This is a genomic window from Marinomonas flavescens (assembly GCF_004352835.1).
Lineage (GTDB): Bacteria > Pseudomonadota > Gammaproteobacteria > Pseudomonadales > Marinomonadaceae > Marinomonas > Marinomonas flavescens.
Genome location: NZ_SJSB01000008.1, coordinates 173,327 through 184,167, shown reverse-complemented (window position 1 = coordinate 184,167; position 10,841 = coordinate 173,327). Strand labels below are relative to the sequence as shown.

Sequence of the window (10,841 nt, the reverse complement as noted above, 5' to 3'; positions counted from 1 at the left end):
TCAAAAAACGCGTCCTTTCTAGACTAACGTATCTAGACTAGCGCACAAAATGCAACTGATTAACACGTATTCTCAAAGGGCGAAGCACTCGACTCCAGCTCTGCTCTGATATATTTTGACCATGATAGATAACATGCAACGGCGCGCCCTCGACCTCTGCCTGAGCGCGCTCAAAAAACGCACCCAAGCTAGGATCTTGTAAAGAAATCTCTGCGGTTTGATGACGTACAAAATGATATTGACCAAGAAAGTGAGCAGAAAAATCCAACAACGCCGCCTGCCAATATGGCTCGAACACCTGATTTTCAAACGTCGAAACCACCACCAGCGCCGTATCGTCAAGACCTAACTCATACAACAAACGCCCTTTTCGCACCCCTAAGGCGCTGCTCACTTGAAGAGAATCTTCCGTACGTAACGCCAGCACAAACGACCAAGCATCCGCAGACAACAAGGCTTTTTGAAGCACAACAGTCAAAGGATCAGCCGCCACATTCACCGCCATACACTCAATAATCGCCTCGCCCCCCGCTACTGAGACACCCACATTAACTCGATCACCAAAAGAATCATCACTAGGGCCCAACAAAGTTAACGCCACCGCCTCATCGCTTAATGTTTCAGTATGAAGCAGAGAAAAAGTAGAAAAAACAAAAGGTAACTGAACCGACAGCGATAAATCCGCAACAACGGATGTTTGGCACGATAAAATTGAATGCCCATGATCACTATCGTACAAACGACATGCACCACAAACACCAGCACGACAGCCGTAGCGAACATCCGCTCCATGGGAAAGTAGCGACGTCAGCAAATTATCGCCTTCATCAACCTCAATTACCCTTCCATCCAAACAAATAGACAGTGTTCGCGAGCCCATACTTCAACCTAACTCAATAATAATTAACCCATTATGCCATAGACTAGAAAACACAAAGCAAAATAGCACTATAAAGACACCCACTTTACTTTTAGCACTATCGGGACACTCACTCAAAGTCTTCTAACAAGACACCCACTTTAACTTATCAAGACAGCCATCAATACACGGCTATACTCTCATTACCAAAGGCTAAAATGATATTGTCATTGAGGGTTAGAACGAGGTTAACTCGCGACGATTGATGAATCAGGAAGTAAAAAAGAGGAAAAACAAATCCAACACGAGCAAATACCACCAGCGTGATTGCCAGTAATAAAAAGTGTCTCTTATTGTTGAGATCTAGGTTTTAAGCAAGAAGCTTTGTGCCACACTGCCTAGGCTTTCGTTGCCTTCGGTTCGATTCACAGTAATACGCAATAGAAAGCTCACTCCCTACAATACTCGCTGTCTTTTCGCCAAATTGAGTAGCGATACAAAGCCAGTTATCAGAAGATATATTGAGCCGCTGTAGGATAGGCAAAAATGATGCGTCAATGACACCTTTTTTGTCTTCTCGGATTATTCGCCCTGTCATATCGATCAACTCTAAATAGTCTTGCAGTAGAAATGGCAGACCAGCAGGCATCTTTTTTCTTGGATTTCCGACAAAAGGAAATAAAGCTTTTGGCTGTTGGTTTTCTTGGGCTGCTTGAACACGTTTTTTAACGCTTGTGAAATCAGAACGCTCGGGCCTATCACTTGTACCCGATCGCACAGGATTTAAGTCCACATACGCCATACAAGCAATCAACGACGCGTCATCCAATAAAGCTTGAGATTTAAACCGTCCTTCCCAGAACCTTCCTGTGCAAGCGTCTTCAAGATTTGCTTGCCGTGCAATGGGCTCGTTAAGCTCCCTCATAAACCAACTAATGTCCATAAGTCGATCCCGAAAGGTATCAACAGACGCCTCAACCAAACTCAAAGCAAAGTCTCGTTGCACCTCGCCTCTCACGTATTGTTGAGTGAAAATCGTACCCTTATGGAGTTTGTGCCAACGCTGCAAAACCTCCAGTCTTGTCCAACTTTTGACTTTGCCTTGGTTGATATGCAACACCACATGGAGGTGATTACTCATCACCGCATAAGAACAAACATCAATAGCAAATACGCTTGCTAAGAACAACAATCGCCTCTCAATCCAACCGCGCCTATGCTCATAACTGTTACCTGTTAATGCGTCTTCACCACATAGAAATGCCCTACGGACACATCTCGAAATGCAATGATAATAAGGCGTATCATCAACGCTGATTTGATCACTTCTTGACCTAGGCATTTTAACAACCTCACACTCTAATTTGACTGTACATTTATACAGTATAGATGTGATTTCCCTATGATCAAGCTGACGACTTAAAATCGTAATGACTGTTGTGTATTAAGGTGGGTGGCACGTAGATTCCGTAGATTTTGAAATGGAAGCAATAAAAATAGCGAAGCCAGCGCAACCCTCCCATTAAAGCTAATGGGAGGGAATTAACGCTAAAGATACGATGCTTATGCTTTGGGTGTAGACGCCAATAAGGCAACCAGTAAGCGCCAAAAGTCGCCAACGCTGTCTATTTCCATTCTTTCAGTTGGTGAATGCGCTCCACGAATGTTTGGCCCGAAGGAGACCATTTCCATGCCTGGGTATTTCGCGCCGATTATGCCGCATTCAAGGCCTGCATGGATGACTTTGACGTTCGCTTCTTGCCCCGTGACTTCTTTATGTACGGTTAAGAAGTGCTTTAATAAGCCAGCATTTGGATCAGGGCGCCAGCCTGGGTAACCATTTTCCAAAACTACGTTTGCGTCTATCAAGCTGAACGCGGATTTCGCGGTGTTTGATAAGTGATCCACAGCGGAGTTCACTAGAGAGCGAACTAATAAACAAGCATCAAAAGATTTACCGCCTTCTGGGTTGTTTTTTAGGTTGATCACGCCAAGGTTGCAAGAGGTTTCTGTCACCCCTTCTAGCTCCGTGCTCATACGATTAACGCCATGTGGCGCACAGCTAAGAGCATTGATTAATGCGGTGTGTTGTTCTGCTGATAACTGAGTATCGACACTGGCATCACTCACTAGTACCTCTAGGTTTGCTTCAATGCTGCCATATTCCGCTTGGGTGTCCTGTTTAAATTGTTCGATGCATTGCTCGATGGCCGCTTTGTCTTTTGGGTCATAATTAAACGTAGCGCTCGCATCGCGAGAAATAGCGTTGCGTAACGTACCACCACTAAAAGCACTCAAACCAACAGGATAGGACAATTTGAGTCCGTTAAGAAAACGAACGAGTAACACATTTGCGTTGGCACGGCCTTTGTGAATATCCAAACCAGAGTGACCGCCACGTAAACCTGTGATGGTCACAGTGAACGCTTGAGCACCCTGCTCTGCTGGCAATACCTCATAATTCTTATCTACATTAATGTCCATTCCACCAGCACAACCGATGTACACATCGCCTCGGTCTTCGGAGTCTAGATTCAATAAGATTTTACCCTTAAGAATGCCTTCTTCGAGTTGTAAAGCACCGCGTAGGCTGGTTTCTTCCTCGATGGTAAACAATGCTTCGATTGGTCCATGTTGTAAATCGGTCGATTCCAACACAGCCAAGGCCGCGGCGACACCAATACCATTGTCTGCACCAAGAGTCGTACCAGTTGCATGCACCCAGCCATCGATAACACGAGTGATGATAGGGTCTGTCTCGAAATCATGATCCACGCCAGCGTCTTTTTGCGCCACCATGTCCAAGTGCCCCTGCAACACGACAGTTTCCGCTTTTTCCATTCCTTTGGATGCGGCCTTACGGATAACCAGATTTCCTACTGGGTCAACATAGGTGGTTAGCCCAAGGTCATGCGCCCAAGCGATAAGGTGATCACGTAATGCGGCTTCGTGGTAAGACGGTCTAGGAATATTACAAAGGGTTTGGAAATGTTTCCAAATGGCGTGCGGTTCAAGTGTCGTTAAAATCTGATTCATGTCTATCTCTTTGTTATTAGGCAAATATGCATAACAGCATTATTACAAACCGAGAATATGAAGCAATTGAAATTAAGACTAAGGGCTATGCACAAAACGTATGTTCATCTAAAAAAAAGATGCAGCATTGGCCTTTGAAGACCATCAACCAAGTCATTTTTTAATAAAGCTAGTGCATGAATTTGACGCTACGGAACGGAATCTGCCTCGCTACTTTCATGCGAACGCATGATCGCTGCTTTGACTAGATCCACACACATTAAGTTGATCATGTGCCCTTTGTCAGGAACCCATTGTATTGTCAAAGCGCTTTGTTGAAATAATGAACTGGCAAAATGTACATTTTTTGGATCGGTCAGTCTATCGTTTGTCCCTTGCATAATGCTGATTGGCTGTTGCACTTGTGCCATCATTTCTTGCTGATTGGCTAAGCTCTTCGCTAAATCCAGTATTTCTAAGTTAGAGTGATACCAATGTTTTGCTACAAAAATGCGAGGCACACACGCCAGTAAACTGTTATACCAACGGTGTTGAGCTAACACAGGGTTCACATCACCCGCCAAAATAACCACGCTGCGTACATAATCAGGGTAAGTGGCTGCCAATACTGGCACGAGTGATCCCCCTAATGAATGTCCTACCAAGATAATTTTTTGTTGTTTATTTTGCTGGTAAATCGCTTCAATTGAAGGGCCAAGCACTCGGGCTTGTTCGGCTAATTCGCTAGGAAATACTTTACCTGGAAACGTAGATAATCCCCAACCAGGCCGATCTATAGATATGAGCCGAAACGCTTCCGACAAAGATGGCTGCAAAAAATAAGGCGCAAAAGATTCCCAGCTACCAGGACTACCATGCACAAAGAGCACAGTAGGCCTTGCCATGACTCTATTATCACTACTGACGTAATGCACTTCACTACGGCCTTGCGAGCATTGACTTTTAATAACATGGTCGTGAATTAATCCAGGTGTGGCACGTACTTGCTGCACTAATTTAGCGTTGTTCTCCGCTTCTTGGGGTAACTCGGTGCCTGTAATTACCTTAGCAAGTATTTTCTTAAGATAGCGCATTACTCAATGTTTCCTGATAAGTAACTCTGGGCTTCTTCTTTGCCCATGTATTTAGACAAGGTTTGCACTGGAACCGCTTTTAAGTCCACAACAATCAGACCATCTAAGCAATCTTGAAACGTAGGGTCTACATTGAAACAAACAAGCTTGCCGTTCATTTTTAAATACTGACGCAGCAACACAGGTAAACCTTTACCTTCTTCCATACGAGAGAGAACTTTTGATAACAACTGCACACTTGCTAAAGCAGACAACATGCCTGTTTGCCAAAATGGGCTATGGCTGCGAGAGAATGGTGTGGAAGGCGACACTAAACTCGCTTTTTGCTCATCGTAGTAATGAATAGACAAGGTCTCAGCCATTAATTGGCGAGCAATCAGGCTGTATTCACTGCTGATGCTAACAGGGCCAAATAAATGCGTATAATTAGGGTGGCGATAAACAAAAGTCGCGATGCCTTTCCATAGCATCAGCAATGCATTGAGGCTTTTTTGATAAGGCGCCGCAACAACCGATCTCCCTACTTCAATGCTGTAATCTAATGTATCGATAAACGCTTGGTCATAATGAAACAAACTGCGAGAATACAAGCCATCGAGTCCATGCTGTTCAATCAGTTTGTCGACCATCCCTAAACGATAAGCGCCAACCAATTGCTTATCTTTTTTGTGCCAAACAAATAATTGTTGATAGTACAAATCATAATCGTCTAGGTCACACGCTAAACCACTGCCTTCGCCGACCATTCTGAAACTTTCTTCGCGCACACGCCCAATTTCTTGCATTAAATACGGAATAGATTGTGAGGGTGCGCAATATACTGAGAAATCACCCTGATCTAACAGGTGGAAGGATTCAGGTAAATTTGTAATCTCTTGATGCAATGTATCAGCATCAACGGCGTCGATAATAGGCAACCCCAAAATACTCTCAATAGATTGATCCGCTATTGTGTTTTTCGGAATTTCCTTCGGGCTCATCAAATAGGTATTGAGACGAAAATAATTAACCATGTCCTTATCATTAGAAAAATCACTGACTTCAGAAAATGGGATCGCAGAGCCAATAGAAATGGAGATGTTTGTGGCTTTTTTATTCAGCAGTTCACGCCCTAGTAAAGCGCTTCTTAATAGTGGATGAACGTTTCCTGCTCGGTAAAACCAAGGGCTATTTCGACCATTAATAAAGATAGGTACTGTGGTCGCTTTGCTCCGTTTTACGAATTTAGCCACCGAGTTACGCCATTCAATGTCCGTTAAACTGTTCGATCCTTTAGGATAAGTAGAGACTTCTCCCGCAGGAAACACAATCAATAAACCGCCATTCGTTAAATGTCTATTAGCCTCAAGGATCGCAGCCGCATTGGTTGCTTTACTACTTTTTCCGCCAAATACATCTACGCCGATAAACAATTCATTAATTTCAGGCAGACGTTTTAATAATTGATTAGCAAGTACCTTCACATCGGATCGAACAGATCCTATCAAGTCCGCTAATATTACACCTTCAATCGCCCCTAATGGATGATTAGCAACGATAACAACAGGACCTTGTTCTGGAATATTACTGGTGCTACCTAATGACACCTCATACTCGATATCAAGACCATCTAGGGTGTAACGCATGAAATCAAAACTTGACAAATTACCCGGTCGTTTTTGATACAAATTATCGAGTTTATCCAAACCCGTTAACCATTCGACAAATGACTCACCAAGACCAAACGGCGTTACGCGAGGCAAACGAAAGGGACTGTTTAGCATAAAGGCTCGCCTCTAGCATTCGACGCTTGACAGGCTGCTGCGCGTTTTTCTAACACATGGCGTGTTACCACGAAGCAAGCCGCTAACCAGACCAAACAAGCCATGCCAAACAAGACACCACTATCATTTCCTACAATTTCACCAGCTGCATTAAATTCTGGCATGAGAACACCTAACGGAGTAAATAGATGGAAGAAAATGGCCCCAGTCATCACTCCAACACTGAGTAATGCACCGTAAAATTGAAAGCGAGTAAACAGCAATACAGTAGCAATTAACTCTGAACCTCCAACAAGATAAGCACCATAATCCCTAAACCAATGTAAACCGGACCAGCTGCTTAAAACGCCAAAAATATACTGAGTTTCATAAGAGCCTAAAAATTTAAACACTAACGACTGCAAAAAAATAAAAGCGATAAAAACAATGGGAAGATAACGAATGATTTTTTTCATAATAGCGTTCCTTTCTATTCAGAAATAAGTTTAGGCCAAACCTTGTCTGCTTTTTCAATAAAGCCTGATGGATCTTTGTCCCATTTTGCTTTGATGTCAGCATCATAATTTAAATACAGTTTGCCATTCACAATAGCCCACTGCTCAGGATCCGCGGAGGCAAAGCTACTCTGAGCGCCAATGGCCCAAGCACAGTAACCACCATATTGTGGTGCGTATTTTTCTGGATTGAGTTTAAACATAGCCAAATGTTCTTCGTTAGCAAAATACCAATCTGCTCCTTTGTACTTAGTAACAAACTTTTTGTCGCCAACCACCGGTTTATTATCAGTAAAGTAAGCAACTGTATCGTACCCACTTAATGCTTTGTTATTAAAATAGCCTGTATAAACAAGATCTTGAGCATAGCTAAACGAACTTATTAACAACAATAATGACAAGAAATATTTTTTCATTTCACTCTCCTAACAAGCCAGTAAATCTGGCGTGGCATTCGCTAATAATGGTATGCGGTTTGACACTACCGCTTCTTGCGTTAAATTTTCACATGGTGAACCAGCAACATAAGACATACTTTGACTTCGAGAAGTGACTTGCACATGAGTAAAACTCACGGTATGTGCGTCCTCTCTGTGCATGCAAAACGATTTATGCAAATGATCTGGATGATGGCTTGCATGCAAGGTCAGAAGGTTTTGAAAGCATTCACCGCTCTCTATGCAATCTTGATAGGCGTCATTTCGTGCACGCTTAACTTTGTCCAAATCCATGCCTGATGAAAAACGAGGGGACCATTCAGGAAACGTATTGCAGCACATTCCATCCCACTCAAAAGCCATCACCTTACCTTGTTGATTATTTAATTCAGCATCAAAAACCAACAGTGTAAAAGGTGCATAACGAGCCAGATTTAAAGTACTGAATTCGTATTCCAACGAAGCCAAGTTTTGTGATTTAGATAAAAGCTTTACCAATTGACCACGACTAATTAATACGCCACTTGGTGCTTGGCCTTGATAATTATTCAATAAACACAGCGTTAAACCGTATTCGTTGACACTAATCCAACTGCCCTTAGCCACTGGATCAATGGGCATTAAAACAGCCACATCCTGCAACACTATATGCTTCGGAGGTAAGGCCAAAGCTCGCGTCTTTTGCTCATCGCGATTGAAGAAAACCTGATAGCCATCGTTGTCTAATAACCAGGACACTGAACACATAACTTATTGATCCCGTAAATAGGAGACGGTAGACGGTGCATACCCAAACTGATCACTTACACGCCCATTAAGAAGACTCACAATGACATTGGCCATGGCAAAATGATGAGTCGCGTGCAACGCGGCAAAAGTAAGCTCACGACCAACGGTTGACCCCATTTCACCATGTTGTGTTTTACTCAAACAGACCTCTGTAATGACTCGTGTTTGCATTGTTAACACGTCATTCTCAAGTAATTGTAACCAGCTTATTAATTGATTTATTGCCGTTAATGCAGCCACTTTAGATGTTTCTATTCCATGACCACGACGACGCAAGTTGTAATCGATGCATTGCTGGTTTTTATAAACAGCCTCAAAAACATCCAGCAAATGACGAAAATGCCCGCCGATTGAACTCGCGACATGTGGCGCGGCCACATAACAATATTGTTCATCGTCAATAGACGTCAAAAACTGACGACCTTGCTGCAACGTCTCTAAGCAACCCAGTATGATGTCATTAGCACAATACTCTTTCGAACCTTGCGCCATTGTTGAACTCAGCGGCATAAACACGCCCTCCAATAAAATAATAATGAATCTGTTAGTCTGTCATTGGATAGTGCTTCATAAGCTCTTTTTCTTCTTTCCATGCGCCAATTAATGTCTTAATTGATGCTGGACGATGACCGAGTTTTTTCTGTTGCGCGCCGATTTCAAACAACATGCGGTATTGTGACAATAACGTTTTATAGATTTCTTTTAGTGGGGTATTTCGGTCCCATATATGAGCCGCTTCACTACTGGCACCATTCAATTCTAAAATAGTGAAGTTCTCGCCTTCCATGAAACTATGTATGTCACGAAATTTAACGTCCAGACGACCATAATAGTAACCATCTACATCTGCGAGAATTTCGTCCATTTTGCGGGTCAATTGTTCCGTAATGTACTTATTACCATCACGAAAAATTGAACCTCGACTGTGGCTACCAGCAAACGCTAGCTGAAACTCTTCGCCTTCAGGTAATACCCAATCTAGCTTATCTTCATGACGTGGAAAATACAGATGACTCAGTTTTCCTGCTCTCGGACTTTGCTCAATCAATTCTTTAAGTGTGCATACCCCATCACCCACAACAGATGGAGTGTATTTGAGCGTAATGGAAATGATTTTGCCTTTTGATTCATTTGGATAACGAACGTAGAACACACCCGCTTCAGCCTCGTAAGGGGCTTTTTCTTGTAATAAGTAACGCGCTCCTAATGGATAAGAATCAATGTAGCTTTTAAGCTGCTGCTCATTTTTAACTAATTTGACCCCCACACCACGACAGCCTAAATCCGGCTTTGCCACTATAGGGAAGGTTAAGTTTGCTTTCTCAAGCTCTTGCTTTGCATGAGTATCTTGGTCATCCAAAGAGTCTTGTGTTTTGATCAATGAAATAAATGGTGAGATCCAAGGCTTAGCAACAGGACCTGCCAATACTAAAATATCGTGTTTAGACTCCCCTACCATGCCACTCAAGAAAATGGTTGGATTCGCTACTAACGGCAAACGAATATCGCCATAACGAACAGCCAGCAATAGGCTCTGTAAAACAACAGGCGTATAAAAAACCCAGCTAGGCATAAACTCATAAGACGACACGGATACACCAGTGTCCTCCTCTAAATACGGCATACCTGCGTTAATTTTACCTGCCTCTATATAGGGCGTGCTTAATTTTGAATTCATGACAACCTTCTTGAAATAGAATGACGAATAATACGATTTGCGGCAAATAACACAGCGCCGGCAATTAAGATGAGCATCCATTGATATTGAGCAGCCTGAACCCAAGCGCTGCTGCCTAATCGATAGACAAAAGTAAATACGAGAGCAACCCAGATCGTAGTGGATAACATTACCGCACTAAGAAAAAGGCTAAAGGGAACAGATAAAAAGCCGCTTAAGGTAAATCCAGCGGTTCGTAATCCTGGAATAAAGCGGGCAATACAAAGATTGATAAAGACGCCATTTTGAAAACGAACACGGATAAAATTGAAGTATTTATTGGTGTAAACGCGATAACGCAACCAGCGGGATTTTTTAGCATAAACCCCTAAAAAATATAGGCCAGCGTCACCTGTAATAATGCCGAACATGATGGCAACTAAGGAAAGACTAGGTGGTAGAACGTCTTGTGCGGCAAGCGAAGCAGCGGTCACAATTGCAACGTCTTCTAATAGATAAGACAATAATACAATCCCCACCATGACTAGCCATACTGGATAATGTCCTGAACTAATTAACTGCTGTAATTCAATTATCAAAAAAAGCCTCGCTGGCAATAACCCGTATTATTCAATGGAATAAACACGCTTAAGTAATAGTTTAAGGTTAGTCGTTATTGACGTGATATTTCTTACAAAAAAAAATTTTTTTATTAAAAACAGTCAAAATACTG

At 42.6% G+C, this 10,841-nt stretch carries 11 protein-coding genes; all 11 read right to left on the bottom strand.

Annotated elements, in window-relative coordinates; translation table 11 throughout:
- Positions 1 to 37: 37 nt before the first annotated feature.
- The 11 genes from E0D70_RS10500 to E0D70_RS10450 all read right to left on the bottom strand — a co-directional run bounded on the left by E0D70_RS10500 (position 38) and on the right by E0D70_RS10450 (position 10,707).
- The gene (locus E0D70_RS10500; RefSeq protein WP_133012233.1) at positions 38 to 880 is read right to left on the bottom strand and encodes a 2Fe-2S iron-sulfur cluster-binding protein; all 843 of its coding nucleotides are present in this window, start codon (positions 878 to 880) and stop codon (positions 38 to 40) included.
- 349 nt (positions 881 to 1,229) lie between these two features.
- Positions 1,230 to 2,201: a transposase gene (locus E0D70_RS10495; RefSeq protein ID WP_133012232.1), complete on the bottom strand. Its 972-nt coding sequence runs from the start codon at positions 2,199 to 2,201 to the stop codon at positions 1,230 to 1,232.
- 221 nt (positions 2,202 to 2,422) lie between these two features.
- Complete coding sequence (locus tag E0D70_RS10490; protein ID WP_133012231.1) at positions 2,423 to 3,895, bottom strand: aminoacyl-histidine dipeptidase; 1,473 nt, start codon at positions 3,893 to 3,895, stop codon at positions 2,423 to 2,425.
- A gap of 188 nt (positions 3,896 to 4,083) precedes the next feature.
- Positions 4,084 to 4,968 carry an alpha/beta fold hydrolase gene (locus E0D70_RS10485; RefSeq protein ID WP_133012230.1) on the bottom strand — a complete coding sequence of 295 codons (885 nt, stop codon included), beginning with the start codon at positions 4,966 to 4,968 and terminating at the stop codon, positions 4,084 to 4,086.
- The gene (locus tag E0D70_RS10480; RefSeq protein ID WP_133012229.1) at positions 4,968 to 6,731 is read right to left on the bottom strand and encodes a lysophospholipid acyltransferase family protein; all 1,764 of its coding nucleotides are present in this window, start codon (positions 6,729 to 6,731) and stop codon (positions 4,968 to 4,970) included. Before E0D70_RS10480 ends, E0D70_RS10485 begins: the two co-directional genes overlap by 1 nt.
- Positions 6,725 to 7,186, bottom strand: coding sequence for a hypothetical protein (locus E0D70_RS10475; RefSeq protein ID WP_207923244.1), 462 nt, complete (start codon positions 7,184 to 7,186; stop codon positions 6,725 to 6,727). The genes E0D70_RS10480 and E0D70_RS10475 overlap by 7 nt, the downstream gene beginning before the upstream one ends.
- Positions 7,187 to 7,200: 14 nt before the next feature.
- On the bottom strand, positions 7,201 to 7,641 hold the full coding sequence (locus tag E0D70_RS10470; protein ID WP_133012228.1) for a YHS domain-containing (seleno)protein: 441 nt from the start codon (positions 7,639 to 7,641) through the stop codon (positions 7,201 to 7,203).
- Positions 7,642 to 7,650: 9 nt separating this feature from the next.
- A complete protein-coding gene (locus E0D70_RS10465; RefSeq protein WP_133012227.1) occupies positions 7,651 to 8,409 on the bottom strand; it encodes an NRDE family protein in 759 nt (252 codons plus the stop codon).
- A 3-nt stretch (positions 8,410 to 8,412) separates the two neighbouring features.
- Positions 8,413 to 8,961, bottom strand: coding sequence for a hypothetical protein (locus E0D70_RS10460; protein ID WP_133012226.1), 549 nt, complete (start codon positions 8,959 to 8,961; stop codon positions 8,413 to 8,415).
- A gap of 34 nt (positions 8,962 to 8,995) precedes the next feature.
- The gene (locus E0D70_RS10455; RefSeq protein WP_133012225.1) at positions 8,996 to 10,129 is read right to left on the bottom strand and encodes an ATP-grasp domain-containing protein; all 1,134 of its coding nucleotides are present in this window, start codon (positions 10,127 to 10,129) and stop codon (positions 8,996 to 8,998) included.
- A complete protein-coding gene (locus tag E0D70_RS10450; protein WP_207923243.1) occupies positions 10,126 to 10,707 on the bottom strand; it encodes a DedA family protein in 582 nt (193 codons plus the stop codon). The genes E0D70_RS10455 and E0D70_RS10450 overlap by 4 nt, the downstream gene beginning before the upstream one ends.
- Between the last annotated feature and the right edge of the window lie 134 nt (positions 10,708 to 10,841).

Bases quoted from the DNA above. Each gene is read 5' to 3' on its own strand.
- E0D70_RS10490 (WP_133012231.1), bottom strand. From the start codon at position 3,895: ATGAATCAGATTTTAACGACACTTGAACCGCACGCCATTTGGAAACAT.
- E0D70_RS10470 (WP_133012228.1), bottom strand. From the start codon at position 7,641: ATGAAAAAATATTTCTTGTCATTATTGTTGTTAATAAGTTCGTTTAGC.
- E0D70_RS10455 (WP_133012225.1), bottom strand. From the start codon at position 10,129: ATGAATTCAAAATTAAGCACGCCCTATATAGAGGCAGGTAAAATTAAC.
- E0D70_RS10460 (WP_133012226.1), bottom strand. From the start codon at position 8,961: ATGCCGCTGAGTTCAACAATGGCGCAAGGTTCGAAAGAGTATTGTGCT.
- E0D70_RS10465 (WP_133012227.1), bottom strand. From the start codon at position 8,409: ATGTGTTCAGTGTCCTGGTTATTAGACAACGATGGCTATCAGGTTTTC.
- E0D70_RS10475 (WP_207923244.1), bottom strand. From the start codon at position 7,186: ATGAAAAAAATCATTCGTTATCTTCCCATTGTTTTTATCGCTTTTATT.
- E0D70_RS10480 (WP_133012229.1), bottom strand. From the start codon at position 6,731: ATGCTAAACAGTCCCTTTCGTTTGCCTCGCGTAACGCCGTTTGGTCTT.
- E0D70_RS10500 (WP_133012233.1), bottom strand. From the start codon at position 880: ATGGGCTCGCGAACACTGTCTATTTGTTTGGATGGAAGGGTAATTGAG.
- E0D70_RS10485 (WP_133012230.1), bottom strand. From the start codon at position 4,968: ATGCGCTATCTTAAGAAAATACTTGCTAAGGTAATTACAGGCACCGAG.
- E0D70_RS10495 (WP_133012232.1), bottom strand. From the start codon at position 2,201: ATGCCTAGGTCAAGAAGTGATCAAATCAGCGTTGATGATACGCCTTAT.